At 69.5% G+C, this 16,100-nt stretch carries 14 protein-coding genes and 1 tRNA gene; 9 read left to right on the top strand and 6 right to left on the bottom strand.

All coding sequences use genetic code 11. The annotated features are described in order from the left end of the window. From moaC to ASE01_RS00635, 7 genes are all read left to right on the top strand, one after another. Nucleotides 1-477: a cyclic pyranopterin monophosphate synthase MoaC gene (moaC, locus tag ASE01_RS00665; RefSeq protein ID WP_056747777.1), complete on the top strand. Its 477-nt coding sequence runs from the start codon at nucleotides 1-3 to the stop codon at nucleotides 475-477. Then, a complete protein-coding gene (locus tag ASE01_RS00660) occupies nucleotides 474-953 on the top strand; it encodes a molybdenum cofactor biosynthesis protein B (protein WP_056747775.1) in 480 nt (159 codons plus the stop codon). Before moaC ends, ASE01_RS00660 begins: the two co-directional genes overlap by 4 nt. Continuing rightward, on the top strand, nucleotides 950-1,594 hold the full coding sequence (locus tag ASE01_RS00655) for a GNAT family N-acetyltransferase (RefSeq protein WP_235535815.1): 645 nt from the start codon (nucleotides 950-952) through the stop codon (nucleotides 1,592-1,594). Before ASE01_RS00660 ends, ASE01_RS00655 begins: the two co-directional genes overlap by 4 nt. A 236-nt stretch (nucleotides 1,595-1,830) precedes the next feature. Then, entirely contained in the window at nucleotides 1,831-2,751 is a 921-nt protein-coding gene (locus ASE01_RS00650) for a hypothetical protein (protein WP_056747771.1), read from the top strand. A gap of 37 nt (nucleotides 2,752-2,788) precedes the next feature. After that, nucleotides 2,789-3,217 carry a hypothetical protein gene (locus ASE01_RS00645; RefSeq protein WP_056747769.1) on the top strand — a complete coding sequence of 143 codons (429 nt, stop codon included), beginning with the start codon at nucleotides 2,789-2,791 and terminating at the stop codon, nucleotides 3,215-3,217. 71 nt (nucleotides 3,218-3,288) lie between these two features. Next, a tRNA-Ala gene (locus ASE01_RS00640) sits at nucleotides 3,289-3,364 on the top strand. Between the two features lie 196 nt (nucleotides 3,365-3,560). Then, nucleotides 3,561-6,164, top strand: coding sequence for an EAL domain-containing protein (locus tag ASE01_RS00635; RefSeq protein WP_082605689.1), 2,604 nt, complete (start codon nucleotides 3,561-3,563; stop codon nucleotides 6,162-6,164). A 94-nt stretch (nucleotides 6,165-6,258) separates the two neighbouring features. On the opposite strand, the gene ASE01_RS00630 is transcribed toward ASE01_RS00635, so the two are convergent. From ASE01_RS00630 to ASE01_RS00605, 6 genes are all read right to left on the bottom strand, one after another. After that, nucleotides 6,259-6,861 (bottom strand): hypothetical protein, encoded by a 603-nt coding sequence (locus ASE01_RS00630; protein WP_056747765.1) that lies wholly within the window; start codon nucleotides 6,859-6,861, stop codon nucleotides 6,259-6,261. 168 nt (nucleotides 6,862-7,029) lie between these two features. Continuing rightward, nucleotides 7,030-7,875: a universal stress protein gene (locus ASE01_RS00625; protein ID WP_082605688.1), complete on the bottom strand. Its 846-nt coding sequence runs from the start codon at nucleotides 7,873-7,875 to the stop codon at nucleotides 7,030-7,032. Further along, entirely contained in the window at nucleotides 7,872-9,515 is a 1,644-nt protein-coding gene (locus ASE01_RS00620; protein ID WP_082605762.1) for an AAA family ATPase, read from the bottom strand. Before ASE01_RS00620 ends, ASE01_RS00625 begins: the two co-directional genes overlap by 4 nt. A 140-nt stretch (nucleotides 9,516-9,655) precedes the next feature. Beyond that, complete coding sequence (locus tag ASE01_RS00615) at nucleotides 9,656-10,702, bottom strand: hypothetical protein (protein ID WP_157537023.1); 1,047 nt, start codon at nucleotides 10,700-10,702, stop codon at nucleotides 9,656-9,658. A 541-nt stretch (nucleotides 10,703-11,243) separates the two neighbouring features. Further along, nucleotides 11,244-12,155: an ATP-binding cassette domain-containing protein gene (locus ASE01_RS00610; RefSeq protein ID WP_056747758.1), complete on the bottom strand. Its 912-nt coding sequence runs from the start codon at nucleotides 12,153-12,155 to the stop codon at nucleotides 11,244-11,246. Nucleotides 12,156-12,174: 19 nt separating this feature from the next. Continuing rightward, a complete protein-coding gene (locus ASE01_RS00605) occupies nucleotides 12,175-13,716 on the bottom strand; it encodes a YfcC family protein (RefSeq protein WP_056747756.1) in 1,542 nt (513 codons plus the stop codon). Between the two features lie 155 nt (nucleotides 13,717-13,871). Between ASE01_RS00605 and ASE01_RS00600 the strand changes: the two genes are divergently transcribed. Together ASE01_RS00600 and argF are read left to right on the top strand one after the other, a co-directional pair. Next, complete coding sequence (locus tag ASE01_RS00600; protein WP_056747754.1) at nucleotides 13,872-15,095, top strand: arginine deiminase; 1,224 nt, start codon at nucleotides 13,872-13,874, stop codon at nucleotides 15,093-15,095. Nucleotides 15,096-15,098: 3 nt separating this feature from the next. After that, complete coding sequence (gene argF / locus ASE01_RS00595; RefSeq protein ID WP_056747751.1) at nucleotides 15,099-16,100, top strand: ornithine carbamoyltransferase; 1,002 nt, start codon at nucleotides 15,099-15,101, stop codon at nucleotides 16,098-16,100.

Genomic DNA, 16,100 nt, shown 5'->3' with positions numbered 1-16,100 from the left:
ATGGCTGAACAGACGCGGTTGACCCACGTGGACGAGACGGGCGCTGCCCGGATGGTCGACGTGTCTGCCAAGGACGTGACCCGGCGGGTTGCGCAGGCCTCCGGACGGGTCCTCGTCTCCGCCGAGGTGGTCGGACTGCTGCGCGGGGAGGGCGTGCCGAAGGGCGACGCGCTCGCCGTCGCGCGGATCGCCGGCATCATGGCCGCCAAGCAGACACCTGCGCTGATCCCGTTGTGCCACCCGCTGTCGATCTCCGGTGTCACCGTCGAGCTGTCCGTTGCCGACGACGCCGTCGAGATCACTGCGACCGTCAAGACCACCGACCGCACGGGCGTGGAGATGGAGGCGCTCACCGCTGTCGCAGTGGCCGGGCTGACCGTTGTCGACATGGTCAAGGCCGTCGACAAGGGAGCCGTGATCACCGACGTACGCGTCGAGTCCAAGTCCGGAGGCAAGTCGGGGGACTGGGCCCGATGACCGGTCATCCCGCCGTCGTCGTGGTGGCCTCGAACCGGGCCGCCGCCGGCGTGTACGACGACACGACCGGTCCGCTGATCGTCGCGGCCCTCCAGACCCTGGGGTTCACGGTCGGCGAGCCTGTGGTGTGCCCGGACGGCGAGCCGGTCGGCCTCGCCATCGCCGCGGCCGTCGACGGCGGCGCCCGCGTCGTGCTGACCACCGGCGGCACCGGCCTCACGCCCACGGACCTCACTCCCGAGGTCACCCGCCCGTTGCTCGATCGTGAGGTCCCCGGCCTGGCCGAGGCGATCCGCGCCGCCGGTGTCGCCAAGGGCGTGCCGACCGCGGTCCTGTCCCGCGGTGTCGCCGGCGTGGCCGGCCAGGCGCTCGTCGTGAACCTGCCCGGCTCCCGTGGTGGCGTGAAGGACGCCCTCGCTGTCCTCGAGCCGGTGCTCGTGCACGCGGTCGAACAGATCGTGGGGAGCGACCATTGAGCAGTGCGCGACGTGAGCGGATGGTCGTCAGCGTCCCCGGTCGGGCCTGGCCCAACGAGCTGTCCTCCGGCACCGACCCGGTCGTCCGGCTCCGCCCGATCCGGCGCAGCGACGCCCGCGCCTGGCGCTCCGCGCGCCGCCGCAACGCGCTGTGGCTCGGTCGCTGGGACGCGACCGCCCCGCCCGGCGCCGACGCCCGACCGATGTCCTTCCGGGCGTTGGTCTCGAGGTTGTCGAAGTCGGCCCGGCAGGGGACGACGTACCCCTTCGTGGTGGAGGTCGACGGCCAGTTCGCCGGCCAGGTCAGCGTCAACAACATCGTGCGCGGCTCCGCGCAGTTCGCCTCGGTCGGCTACTGGATCGACCAGGACTTCGCCGGTCGCGGTGTCATCCCGCGCGCTGTCGCGATGGTCATTGACCACTGCTTCTTCATCGGTGGCCTGCACCGGATCGAGATCTGCATCCGTCCCGAGAACACCAACTCGTTGCGGGTGGTCGAGAAGCTGCAGATCCGCGAGATCGGCTATGCGCCGCTGTTCCTGCACATCGACGGGGACTGGCGCGACCACCGGATCTTCGCGGTGACGCGGGAGGAGGCGCCGCGTGGGGTGCTGGTGCGGCTGGAGGAGCCGGCGGGCTGAGCTGGGCCGGGGTTGCGCTGCTGCGGCTCATGGTGGATGGCGGATGGCGGCTGCTGCGGCGGCTTCATCACGGTATGTAGGTGGGCGAGCCCTTCCCCAGCGGAGTTCCGCACGGGAAGCTCCCGTTCGGCTACATACCGTGATGAAGCCTCACATCACATCCGTCACACGAATCAATCTGTGACACACCGATGGACATGCGCCCCACCCTGCGCTATCGCTCCTAACCTCTCGGTGTGGACCTGAGCGCACTCATCTTCGTCGCACTGGCGGTGGCGTGGGCCGTCTACCTCGTCCCGAAGGCGCTCAAGTACCACGAGGAGGACGACGTCAACCGCTCGGTCGACGGCTTCTCCGACCGGTTGCGGGTGCTCGCGCGGCGGGAGGCGGTGTCGAAGACCGAGGCCGAGTTCGTGCCTGCCGGTCGTACGGCCCCGGCCGTGAGCCTCGAGAAGAAGGAGTCCGCGGCGCCCACCCCTGCACCGCGTGCCCCCCGCTCTGCTGCCGCTCCCGCTCCCGCTCCCGCTGCCGGTCCGGTGACGCCCGACGCCGAGGAGCGTCGCCGTCGCCGCGCCCGCCAGGCCGCTGCGCGTCGCGCGGCCGAGAAGCGTCGCCGGGTCTTCAACCTGCTCCTGCTCGCGATCGTCGTCGTCGCCGCCCTGGTGATCGGCAAGGTCGTCGCCGCAGCCTGGATCGCGGTCCCGGCCGGCGTGATGGTGGCCTGGCTGGTCGCGTGCCGGCTCATGGTCAAGCGCGAGCGTGCGGTCCGTTCCGCCGATGTGCGCAAGCGCCGTCGTACCCTCGCCGACGAGGTCATCGAGGCCGAGGACAGCGACGTCGCCGAGGACCGGGCCGAGGAGTCCGACGAGGACGTGCGCGACAACACCGAGGAGATCCCGGTGATCACCGCCGAGGTGCTCGGCGACGAGGTCGTCGCTGACGGCTGGACGCCCGTTCCGGTCCCGCTGCCGACGTACGTCGCCAAGGCGCCCGCCGGTCGTACGGTCCGCACGATCGACCTGGACTCCACCGGTGTGTGGAGCTCGGGCCGCAACGAGGCCGACTCGCAGCTCGCCCGCGAGGCCGACGCCCAGCGCGCGCAGACCGACGCCCAGTCGGACGCCCAGTCCGACGAGCGTCGCGCCTCCGGCTCCTGAGCCGTCTGGACCCGGCGGGGGCGGGTACCCCTCCTGCATGACTGAGGAGAGTGCCGCCGACCGTCAGGCCGCCCAGCAGACGCGCGAGCAGGAGAAGAAGTACGCCGACTCCGCAACCGCCGTCACGCCGGACACCCAGCGTGCTGACCCGTCCGACGCCACCGATGGTGCGTCGTTCAGCGGGGAGTCCGGGAAGGGCACCTCGACCGTGTTCGGTGAGCCCAGCGCCGCCGAGACCGCCGCCCACGGCGAGTCGCCGGCGTCGCGCGACCCGGACGCCGACCCACCTGCTTCGGGCTACGGCGAGGAGCCCGAGGAGGTCGACGGACGCGCCACCGAGCCGGACCCCGACCGGACCGCGGGCCACCCCGCGGACCCGGACGCGGCGCCCGCTGCCACCGGTCACGGGGAGCAGAGGATCATCACCTCGGACGGGTCACCCGGCGAGCAGCGTCCGGGCTCCTGACGGCGGCGGGAGCCGACCCCCACCCGGATTGGGAGCCGCTCGCGGGGTGGTGCTAGCGTTTCCCATCGCTTGGGGCTGTGGCGCAGTTGGTAGCGCGTCTCGTTCGCAATGAGAAGGTCAGGGGTTCGAATCCCCTCAGCTCCACCAGAGCAACAAGAACCGGTAGGTCGCCTCTGACCTGCCGGTTCTTGCGTTCTCGGCTTGGCGGAGCGGGACTCTCGCGGACTGGAGCAATCGGCGCGGGCTGCTACGACCAGGCTCGTCCGGTCGACGGACCGGGACCTTGGTCCTGAATTGAAACCACCTCGGCTCCGCTCGAGTGACGGGACGTCATAGTTGAAGCATGACGAGCACCCTCGCCGGTGTTCCGGGGCACGAGCGGCGTCTCTTCCTGGCGACGACAATGGGATTCGCCCTGCTCTACGCGTTCGCGATGTACGCCGGCAGGCTGACGCGCGTCGCTCCGTCGGAACTGGCGCTGGCGTGGCCGGCCGGAGCGGTGACGGTGGTGTGGATGTTGACGTGTCGTCGCTCCGGGCATCGCCTGGTCGTCATTGTCGTGATCGCGATCGTGAGTGGCGCCATCAATCAGGCCACCGCGGTCGAACCGGTCGGATCATGGTTGTTCGGGTTCGTGAACGCTTCCCAGGGTTGGGTCGGCGCTCTTGTGCTCCACCGCGTCGCACACTGGACCGGTGCTGTGAACGTTCGCACGGCGCGGCAGGCATTCGACCTCGCCCTCGCCTCGGTTGCTGGCGGATCGGTGAGCGCAGTCGCGGGTGGGGTGACCGCGTGGGCCCGTTTCGACACCGGACTGTGGGACGGGATGTGGCTGATCGGCGTCCGCAACTCGCTCAGCGCCTTCGTGCTCACAGGAGCGCTTCTGGCGGTCCCCTCGGCATTCGCGAGAGTGCGTCGGCAGCCTCGAGTCGCACTTCTCCCGACGACAGCGACGCTGTTGACGACCGCTCTTGTCATGACAGTGAGCTGGCCGGTGGTCTTCGTGTTGATTCCGCCACTGCTGTGGGTGGCGCTGCGTTGTGGCCCCGCCGTCGTCAGCGTCGTGGTCGCGGCTCAGGGGGTGATCGTCGTCGCTGCCACCACTCGCGGTGTCGGTGCCTTCGGTGACATGGCGTCGGCTGAGCAACGCGTGCTGCTGGCGCAGGGACTCATCCTGGTCCTCGCGATCGTCGGCCTGGTCGTCTCGCTTGCCCAGGACGGGAAGGAGGAGGCCCTCGCCGAGAGCAGGCGCGACCGTGACCGGTTGCACGGGTTCATGGAGGCGGCGCTGGTGGCAGCCGCACATGTCGCGGTGTCCGCTGACAGGACGATCGGCACTCTGGAGGTGAACAGTGCACTCGCGTCGCTCACGGGCCGCCGCCGCGAGAACTTGATCGGGACCGATCCTGCCACGTGGTTCACAGCCGCCGACGCAGTGCGTCTTCGGGAGGGCATCACGAGCCTGCACCCCGATGGAACGGTTGGTTGGCGTGCGCAGCTCCGGCTCTCGCCCAGCCACGGCGGTGGCTGGGTCGACGCAGGGCTGGCGTTCGTCGACGGCGTCGGCGACGGAAGTCTCTCGTCGCAGCAACGTGATCAGACGGACTGGCTCAAACTGCAGATGGTGGACATCACGGCGCAGAAGCACGCCGAGCAGGAGCTCGCCCGCATCGCCCTCCACGATGAGCTGACCGGGCTCGCGAACCGCACCCTGTGGGCTGATCGCGTGGAACAGGCCCTCCAGCAGGCAGTGAGGACCGGAGAGCTCGTCGCCGTCCTCTACGTCGACGTGGACCACTTCAAGCAGATCAACGACACCTATGGCCACGACATCGGCGACGAGGTGTTGAAGGAAGTGGCGAGCCGGATCTCGGGGATCGTGCGCCCCCTCGACATCGTGGCCCGGATCGGGGGAGACGAGTTCGTCGTTCTGTGTCCTGCGCTGAGCGACGGGGCGGACGGACGACGCCTTGCCGCCCGCATCCTAGAAACCTTCCGCGCTCCCGTCGAGGTGGGCCGGCGGGTGATCACGGTGTCGGCGAGCATCGGCGTGGCCTTCGCCACTGACGGAGACGCACGTTCCCTGCTTCGCCGCGCGGACTCCGCCCTGTACGCCGCCAAGGATGGCGGACGGGCCCGATTCGAGGTCTACAGCTCAGGGGAGCACGACGGGATCGAGCACCCCGCGCAGCTGCTCCTCGACCTGGAACGAGGACATCGGCGAGGTGAGTTCGAGCTGGAGTACCAACCGATCGTCGACGCCGAATCCGGCCGAACGGTCGCGCTCGAGGCGCTCCTGCGATGGAACCACCCGGATCGCGGACGACTGCTCCCCTCCAGCTTCCTCGACGTGCTGGAGGCCAGCGAGCTGATCCACCCGGTCGGTGACTGGATCCTTCGCCAAGCGTGCGCGGACGGGGCCGAGCTCCTCGCGCGGGGCAACCGCATCACCATGCACGTCAACATCAGCCCACGAGAGCTGTCGCGCCCCCACGTCGTCCATCGGGTCTCATCGGCCCTCGCCGACGCGGGACTGCCGGCGGGTTTCCTCGTGCTCGAGATCACCGAGACCCGACTGTTCACCGTCAACGGCTCGCTGCTCCGTGAGCTGGAACAACTGAGGGATCTGGGCGTGCGACTGGCCGTGGACGACTTCGGCACGGGGTTCGGCACGCTGAGCCACCTCGTCGACCTCCCCGTCAGCATCGCGAAGCTCGACCGCAGCTTCGTCGTCGACATCGTCGACCGGCCCAATGCCCGGTCCGTGAGCAACGCGGTCCGGTCGCTGGCGGACGGTCTCTGCATCGACGCCATCGCCGAAGGCGTCGAGACCGAGGCGCAGGCAGCCGTGCTGAGGGAGCTCGGCTACCGCTACCTGCAGGGCTTCCTGTTCGGGCGATCGGCTCCGGTGGCTGCAGTTCACGAGCGCTTGGACCGCGTCAGCTGAGGCGGGGCCCACCAGATCACCCAACCGGTGACGTCAGGACGCACGCCCACGACCCACCGACTCGATCGTCGGTGGGTCGTGGGCGAGCGCCTCGTCAGCGCAGGACGGGGAACCGTCGAACCAACGTGCTGGAAGCCCACACCCGGCCGAGGCCCCAGGTGTCGCCGGCGAGGGTTGCCGCCAGGACCAGCAGGGTCACGCCGCCCAACAGGTGGTCGTCGAGCACCGGGTTGTTCTCGAGCGGGAACGACGCGGCGTACATCAGCAGGTAGAGGAGCCCCCCGGCGAGGGCCGCCATCCGGATGCCGACCCCGAGGAGAAGAGCGGTCCCGATGCCCGCGAGGCCCAGCATGAACAGCCAGTCCGCCCAGGCGTCACCGGCGATGCCGGTGAAGATGCCGTGGAACCAGTTGTCCTCGGACACTCCGAAGCTCAGGAAGCCGAAGGTCGGGCTGCCCTCGTTGAGCCAGGCGTCGGGACCGAACCGGTCCACCGCGCCGGTCTCGGCGTTCGTGCCGGTGGCGTAGCCCAACGCGAGCAGCTTGTCGAAGAAGGCCCAGAGGAACGTGAGGCCGAACCCGATCCGCAGCGCGGCGAGGGCCCGCCTCGCCGTGGCGTGAGTGACGATGTCGCGCTCGACGAGGACGTCGGTGGCGGCGTCGGCGTCGGCGTGGGTGTCGCGGTGCAGGGCGGTCATGTGTTCCTCCAAAGTCGAGGAGCCGGGTTGGGCTCCGATCTTCCTGATGGCTCCACTCTGCTCTCGGGGAGTCCCGCAGGTGAGAGGACTAGGTCTGGTGAGGGGGTGCCATAGGTCCCGACCTGTCAGCCGACAGCTCCGCCTCCACCGTGCCGCGGCGGCCCTCCGTCAACGAACAACCGCGACGGGACACTCAGCGTGATGCAGCACGTGTTGGCTGACGGATCCCATCATGAGCTCGGTGAACGCGTCCCTGCCCCGAGAGCCCACGACGACCAGCGAGGCACCCGCACTGGCCGCCACGAGAACCTGACCGGGCCTCTGGCTCTGGATCGCTACTGGCTCGACCCTGACGTCCGCAAACTCCGCGGACACCTCGACAGCGAGGTCATTGACGAGAATCTCTGCTGCCGCAGAGGCGTCCGTGGCTGGCTTGGCCGCAATGCCGTCAATCGCCACCATGCGGTTGCTCAGCGTGTCGTAGCCGTGGACGGCAATGACGGGCTCGCCTGAGACAGCTGCTCGCTCGCATGCGAACCGCAGAGCGCGCGCGGACTCGACGGAGCCGTCGACGCCCACCACGATTCGGCGTGCATGGGGTGATCGCTGGGGTCGCACGACGACCACCGGACAAGTCGCGTGACGCGCGACATGCTGACTGACCGAGCCGGTCAAGGTGCCACTCGTGAGCCCGTGCCCGGAGCTGCCCACCGCGAGAATCGCTGCTCCGATGGACGCGTCGAGCAAGCCTGGAACGATCGGTCCGTAGCGGATCTCGACCTCGCCGTCAGCGACTGCCAGTTCGGTGAGCCGACTCAACGCCGATGTCCGCCACGCGTCGACCGGCTCCTCGAGATGGGCTCGGTGCCGCCGTTCGTCGCCATCGATCCGGGACGCCACGATGACCACCTCGAGGGGAAGGTGACAGGAACGGGCGGTCTCGGCACCCCACGCGAGGGCGGCTTCGGCGTCCGCCGATCCGTCGAAACCGACCACGACGCCACGTTGAGTCATGACTGCACCTTCTGCTCGTCGCGGTTCGGCGTGCAGGGTGAAAGGACCAATGACACTGGGCCGTTGCTCCGTTCCTTGGCACCCCCGTGGCTCCCGTCGGCGTCCGGCCCCGGCCGTACCGATGTGTGCTGCGCCTGGACCGATGGGCGGATCAGGGCAGATGCCTGATCCGTGCACTCGGCGACGGGGAGAGCGGTGTCGATGAGGTGACTGGACGGCCACGGCTGGGCCGCTCGGCGCAACGCCCCGGCGACGTCGCCGTCGGCATCCGAGACGTCGTGGCGCGCAGCGATCCGGCGGGCAGCCGTGACCGGGTCGACGTCGCAGCGGAGCTCGACGAGCTCGGCCCGCGCCGCTGTTGCGAGTGCGCGGGCCCGGTCGCGGTCCGATGCGAGTGTCCAGGAGGCGTCGAGGACCACTGACTCCCCCTGGTGCAACAGCAACTCGGCACGATGTAGGAGCTCGTCGTACGTCGCCGATGTGTGCCGGTTGTCGTAGAGGCCCTGACCGAGCGGCGCCGCCGCTGACGACCACGGGTCGATGCCGGCGATCTCCTTGCGCAGGCGGTCACTGCTGAGCGACACCATGCCGAGGCGGTCTGCAACGGCGCCGGCGAGGGTGGACTTTCCGCACCCTGGGGCACCACCGACCAGAACCAGCTTCACGGCGGCGGCCCGGAGATGGGTCAGGGTGAGCTGCACGAGACTGTCGACCTCAGGTGAGTGATCGGCTCCGGTCTGCGCAGCGCGCACGCAGGCCACCTTGGCGCGCACGAACGCGCGGTAGGCGATGAAGTGGTGGAGGAGCGACGGGGGAGCCGGCTCGCCCAGGTACTCGATCCATGCCGCCACGAGTGTTTCGGCAGCAGGCTCGGCGCCCAAGGCCTCCAGACCCATGGCCAGGAAGGCGACGTCGTCGAGCCGGTCGACGTGTCGGAGACGGTCGTCGAACTCCAGGCAGTCCAGCAGCCGCGGACCGTCCGGGAGGCAGAAGACGTCGTCGGGGGTGAGATCACCGTGCCCGTCCACGATGGCGCCGCGCGCGATGCGATCGTCGAAGAGGTCGGCGCGGCCGTCGAGATAGGCCGTGACGAGGTGGGTCACCTCGGCCAGGTCGTCATGGGAGATGAACCGTCCGGCGTAGGCGCCCGACTCGCTGAGGTTGGCCTCCCATCGCTGCCGGAGCGCGGCGCGAGTGCCGCTCGTCTGGATGCCGGGGTCGGTGGCGGCGGCGGCGTGGAAGGTCGCGAGCGTTCGGGCGATCCGTCGGACGTCCTCCCGGATGTCGGCCCCGCTGCGGACGAGAGCGGAGAGCCGGTGCTGGTCGGGCAGCCGCCTCATGACGACGACCGGTTCCGACTCGCCGTCGGGACCGACGAAGTTGCCGACGCCGAGGTAGACATCCGGCGCCAGACGGCGGTTCAGCTCCACCTCGCGTTCGCAGACAACTCGCCGCCGTCGCACGTCACGGAAGTCGAGGAAGCCGAGGTCCACCGGCTTCTTGATCTTGAGGGCCTTGTCGCCGACGAAGATGACGACGCCCGAGTGCGTCTCGGCCATGGTGCACCACGGCGTCCAGCGCGGGTCGACGTCATGCTGCTGCGTGGCGCCGTGCCGTGCCCTCGCGGTACTGATGCTCATGACGACAGCGTTGCCTGTCGGGAGTCGGGTGACGACGGGCGTGGGACCTGACGGCACAGGACCTTCGGCCCCTCGATGCAGCACGCTCGACGCGGCGCAGGGATGCCCTGCCTCTGCGGGGGCGGTGCGCCTCGTGGACGTCATCGGATGTCTCGGCGGCCGAAGATCACCGTGGACACGGCAACCAGACCGACGGTGACGGCGGCAAGCCCGAGCTCCACCTCCCAGTCCCAACGCGCGGCCGGCATGGCAGGCACGTGGGAGTAGGGCGAGAGCCGGCCGAGCCATCCTGGAAGGTCGAGCAGGTCCACGAGCAGCGTGAGGGCCAGGAAGCCAGCGGGCCATGCCCACGCGGCGGCCGCTGCGGCCGGGCGGACAGCGAGGCCGAGACCCGACAGGCCCACGACGACCCAGACCGCGGGCGCCCAGCCGAGTGCCGCCACCCAGATGTTGCCGACGCCAGGACCGCCGGCGACGACGTACCCTGCCCACATCGACGCACCCGTGACCGAGAGCAGCCAGCCGGTGCCGACAAGCGCGAGGGTCATCGTCGCCAGGAACCAGCGAGCGCGGCTCACCGCGGTCGACAGCACCATCTCCGCGCGTCCTCGGTCCTCGTCGGAGCCAGCATGGTTGATGACGGTGGATGCGAAGTAGGTGACCACCACCGCCATGACCGAGAGGATCGCCGCCACCAGTGCACCGCCCAGCTGGTCGATGACGGCCCGGGCGGGCGTGGAGTCGAGCAGGTCGCCGATCCCGGGGGTGATCATGCCGAACAGAGCACCCAGGGTGGCGCAGGCGACGGTCCACAGGACGAGCGATGTCGCGTGCACCCGGAGCGCCAGGGAGATGGCTCCCTCGAGCCGCGGTGAGCCGGTCGCCGGGCCGGCGCGGGCGACGACCAGGCCAGCGGCCAGGTCGCGTCGCGTGCGCAGCGACCACGCCACGGTGAGCAGGGCTGCGCCGAGCAGCGGGTAGAGGAGGAGCAGCCACCAGCGCGGCCCCGAGTAGGAGCTCACCTGGGTGTTCCAGCCCAGCGGCGAGAGCCAGCTGACCCAGTCCGGGCCGGTGTCACCGACGGCGCGGAGCACGAAGAAGGCGCCCACGGTGGCGGCGGCGTACGCCGCGCACGTCCTGGCGCTCGCCGCGAGCTGGGCGGTGACGGCGCCGACCCCGACGGCCACCAGCGCAGTGCCTGCCCACACGCCACCGAAGACGATCGATCCCCTGGGGCCAGCCCGCCGACGGTGTTCGCAGCTGCGGTCAGGACACCGAGGATCGCGGCGAGCAGGCAGCCCTCCAGCACACCGGCTGCCAGCGGCGCGTAGCGACCGACGCCGGCTGAGGCGACGAGATCGCTGCGTCCGCTCTCCTCCTCGACGCGCGTGTGCCGACGGACGAGGGCGATGAAGAGGACGGAGACGAAGACCGCGTAGAGCACGGTCATCTTGGTCATCGCGAGCTCGCCCACGCTGCTGGTGTCGAGCACCGGACCGTAGAGCGCCACGATCGCCGGGCTCGCGTTGAGTGCCTCAGCCGCTCGGACCCGCACGCCTTCGTCGGGGTAGAGGCCCGGCGTGGCCGCGGCGGACGCCCAGCACACGAGCAGCAGGGCGGCCATCCACAGCGGCGCGAAGAGATGGTCCCGTCGCAGTGCCAGCCGCATCAGCAGAAGGGTTCCTGCGGTGGGGCCGTCGATCGTCAGCGCCCGCCCCGTTGGGCGGGTCATCGGGACTCGTCCGAGCCGCGGTAGGCGCCGAGGAAGAGCTCCTCCAGCGTGGGTGGTCCGCTGACCAGCGACTCCACCCCACACACGGCGAGTCCTTCCAGGAGCTTGGAGATCATCTCCTGCTCCACGGTGCAGGTGATCTCGGTCCCGTCTACGGAGAGGTCGTGCACCCCTGGAAGTGCCGAGAGGTCAGGGACCTGCCCACTGACACGGGCGGTGATCCTCGTGCGCTGGAGGTGGCGCAGCGCCGCCAGGTCGCCCGACTCGACCACGCGACCGTCACGGATGATGGTGACGCGGTCCGCGATGCGCTCGACCTCGCTGAGGATGTGGCTGGAGAGCAGCACCGTGGCGCCGCGGGCGGTGTGCTCAGCGAGGCACTCGTTGAACAGCTGCTCCATGAGCGGGTCGAGCCCGGAGGTGGGCTCGTCGAGGACGAGGAGCTCGCAGTCGGCCGCGAAGGCCGCGACCAACGCCACCTTCTGCCGGTTGCCCTTGGAATAGGCGCGACCACGCTTGGTGGGGTCGAGCCCGAACCGCTCGACCAGGTCGTCGCGGCGTGATCGAGCGGGATCGACCCCACGCATGCGCAGCAGCAGGTCGATGGTCTCGCCGCCGGTGAGGTTCGGCCACAGGCTGACGTCGCCCGGGACGTAGGCGAGTCGGCGGTGGAGTGCCGTCGCCTCCGCCCACGGGTCGCCGCCCAGCAGCATCAGGTCGCCCTCGTCCTTGCGCAGCAGCCCGAGCAGGACCCGGATCGCCGTCGACTTGCCGGCGCCGTTGGGTCCGAGGAACCCGTGGACCTCCCCGCGCCGGACGGTCAGGTCGAGGCCGTCCAGCGCTCTGAAGGATCCGAACGTCTTCACGAGACCACGGATGCCTACCACGGGCTCCGACGCGAGGGTCATCTCGACTGTCCATGTGCCACTAGGAGAGAGCGGCGCCGGCTGCGACGAACGCCGTGCCCAGCACCAACAGGATTCCGACGAGCGGCAGGACGAACCGCAGGTACTGGTCGTAGCGGACCTTGGCCAGCGCGAGCCCGCCCATCACCACCGCCGAGGTGGGGGTGATCAGGTTGACCACGCCGGACGCGGACTGGAAGGCGGTGACCACCATCGCCCGCTCCACCCCGGCGAAGTCCGCGAGAGGCGCGAGGATCGGCATGGCGAGTGCCGCATGCCCGGACGTCGAGGGAACGAGGAGGGCCAGGGGGACGTTGATCAGGAACATGAGTGCACCGAAGACACCGGAGGACGTTCCGTCCACCGTGTTCTCCATCGCGTGCAGGACCGTTCCGGTGATCTCGGAGTTGTTCATGATGACGGTGACGCCACGCGCCAGCACGATGATGAGGCCGACTCCGATGAAGTCGCCGGCGCCGCGGACGACGGCATCGGTGACGCCCTTCTCGCCGAGTCCGCCGACCAGGCCCACCACCAGTGCCATCACCAGGAACAGCGCGGCCAGCTCGGGGAAGTACCAGTCGAGCTGCCAGGCGAAGCTCGCGGCCTCGGGCCCGTTGACCACCTGTGCCCACGGGACGATCGCGAAGATCATGAACGCGAAGGTCACGCCGACGATGCCGAGGACAGTCTTCTCGCGACCCGTCAGCCGGACGGCGTCGCGCAGCCCGTGGGCGCGCATCTCGTCGTCACCGGCCACGTCTGCAGCCAGGGAGCGGGAGGGGTCGGCCTTCACGCGGCGCGCGTAGCGCAGGACCCACCACACTGCGACCGGGACGAGCACGAGGTACATCGCGAAGCGGAAGGCGATGCCGTCGCCGATCGAGATGCCCGCGGAGTCCGAGGCGACGCCCGTCGCGAACGGGTTCACCGTCGATGCCAGCACCCCGATCCCCGCTCCCACCAGGATGGTCGCGGCGGCCACCATGCGGTCGTAGCCCAGTGCGAGCATCAGGGGGATCACCAGGGCATAGAAGCCCAGGGTCTCCTCCGCCATGCCCTCCGTCGTGCCGCCGATCGAGAAGAGCACCATCAACACCGCGATCAGCGCCGTGCCTCGCGTGCTCATCCGCTGCGCGACCCGCGCCACGCCGTTATCGATGGCGCCCGTCTTCATCGCCATCGTGATGAACACCCCGATGGCGATGACGAAGAGGAAGACGCCGGCTGCGCCGTACAGCTCACCCGACTCGTAGGGGCCGATCCTGCCCTCCGGGTTGATGACGCCGTAGAGACCGTTGACCGGCGCAAGGAAGAGCTCCATCAGCCGGTCCCCGAAGGAGAGGCCGGTGTCCGTGCCGCCATAGGTTCCCGGCACGGGACGGCCGGTGTCGGCGTCGGTCTCGTACACCCCGGTCGGGACGACGAAGGTCAGCAGCCACACCGCGACGGTGACCCCGAACAGCACGGTGAACGCGCTGGGGAAGCGGAAGCGCGACTCGCGCTCTGCCGTCGGCGCCGGCTTGCCGGCTATCAGACGTGCTGCCTTCTGGGAGGTGGTCATGGGAGGCCCCTTTCTCGGGCTAGGACCTCACCGAACCACTGCAGCGCCCCTCGGGAGAGGTGCCGATGTTCCCCTCCGCCCGGGACCTAGGACCCTCTTCTCTCCGGCGCCCGGCGCCCGACGATCGAGAGGTGATGACGAGCGAGGAAACGACCATGAAGCTGCATGTCGACTCCGAGGTGGGCAGGTTGAGGCAGGCGATCCTGCACCGACCCGGCCTGGAGCTGAAGCGCCTGACACCGACCAACAAGGATGACTACCTGTTCGACGACGTGCTCTGGGTCAAGCGCGCCAAGCAGGAGCACGACGCCTTCGCGGAGGCCCTTCGCGACCAGGGAGTGCAGGTGCACCTGCTGGACCAGTTGCTCTCCGAGACCCTCGCCGTGCCGGAGGCCAGGAAGCACGTCCTCGAGGGAACGCTGGACGAGCGGGTCTACGGACCTACGGCGGTCGATGCGATGTTCGACCTGTTCTCGTCCTTGCCCGCGGAGGAGCTCACGGCCCACCTGATCGGCGGGATGACCAAGGGGGAGCTGCTCGAACGGATCCCGGAGCCGGGCTCGGTGCTGATCAAGGCGCTGGCGGTCGACGACCTGCTGCTCCCACCGCTTCCCAACCACCTCTTCACCCGTGACACGTCGGCGTGGATCTTCGACGGGGTGTCGGTGAACTCCATGCGCAAGCGGGCTCGCATGCGCGAGACGGTGCACTACGAGGCCATCTACCGCTGGCACCCCCACTTCGGCGGGGAGGACTTCCGTTGGTGGGCCGAGGGATCTTCAGGCGGAGCCGCCACCACCGAGGGTGGGGACATCCTCGTGCTCGGGCGGGGTGCCGTCCTGGTCGGGATGAGTGAGCGCACCACACCGCAGGGTGTCGAGCGGCTGGCTCGACGGCTCTTCGCCTCCGGCAGCGCACAGCGGATCGTAGCGCTGTCCATGCCGCAGAAGCGGGCCTTCATGCACCTGGACACCGTGATGACGATGGTCGACGACCACACCTTCACCCAGTACGCCGGGCTGGGGATGCTGCCGTCGTACACCATCGAGCCCGGGGCCGACGAGCAGGACCTGCGCGTCACCGCGCATCCCGCCGAAGGTATGCACGAGACGATCGCGGCCGCCCTCGGCCTGGATCGCATCACGGTGCTGACACCGACCCAGGACGTGCGTGCCGCCGAGCGGGAGCAGTGGGACGACGGGTGCAACGTCCTGGCCGTCCGCCCCGGCGTGGTGCTGGCCTACGAGCGGAACGTCACGACGAACACGCACCTGCGCAAGCACGGGGTCGAGGTCGTCACGATCGAGGGCAGCGAGCTCGGACGTGGACGCGGCGGCCCACGCTGCATGACGTGCCCCGTCGAGCGGGACGGGATCTGAGGCATGGCCTTCAACCTCCGCAACCGCAGCTTCGTCAAGGAGATCGACTTCACGCCGAAGGAGTGGCGCTTCCTGCTCGACCTCGCGGCCGAGCTCAAGCTGGCGAAGTACGCCGGCTCGGAGCAACCGCGGCTGAGCCGGAAGAACATCGCTCTCATCTTCGAGAAGACCTCGACCCGCACCCGCTGCGCCTTCGAGGTCGCGGCGTTCGACCAGGGCGCCCGGGTCACGTACCTGGACCCGGCCGGCTCGCAGATCGGTCACAAGGAGTCGATGGAAGACACCGCCCGTGTCCTCGGCCGGATGTACGACGGCATCGAGTACCGCGGGTCGAGCCAGGCGAACGTCGAGACACTCGCCGCGCACGCGGGCGTCCCCGTGTGGAACGGGCTGACGGACGAGTGGCACCCCACCCAGATGCTCTGCGACATGCTCACGATGCGCGAGCACGCCGGGAAGCACGACGAGGAAATCGCCTTCGCCTACCTCGGCGACGCACGCAACAACGTGGGCAACTCGCTGCTGATCGCTGGCGCAATGATGGGGATGGACGTCCGGATCGTCGCCCCGCGAGAGCTCTGGAACCACGACGACGTCGCCGCCAAGGCGCACGCCATCGCGGAGGAGACCGGAGCTCGCATGCTCCAGACCGAGGACGTCGCCGAGGGCGTCGCCGGCGTCGACTTCCTCTACACCGACGTGTGGGTGTCGATGGGCGAGCCGAAGGAGCGATGGCTCGATCGGATCGAGCTGCTGCGGGACTACCAGGTCACGATGGACGTGGTCCGGGCCACCGGAAATGCGAAGGTGAGGTTCATGCACTGCCTCCCCGGTTTCCATGACCGCCACACCGAGGTGGGCGAGGAGCTCTTCCAGCAGACCGGCATGGACGCGCTCGAGGTCACCGACGAGGTGTTCGAGTCGCGCCATTCGATCGTCTTCGACCAGGCCGAGAACCGCATGCACACCATCAAGGCCGTGCTCGTCGCGACCTTGGGGGGCTGA

This window comes from Nocardioides sp. Root190 (assembly GCF_001428565.1).
Classification (GTDB): Bacteria; Actinomycetota; Actinomycetes; order Propionibacteriales; family Nocardioidaceae; genus Nocardioides.
The sequence above is the reverse complement of the archived record's forward strand: the minus strand, read 5'-3'. Positions and strand labels throughout refer to the sequence as shown.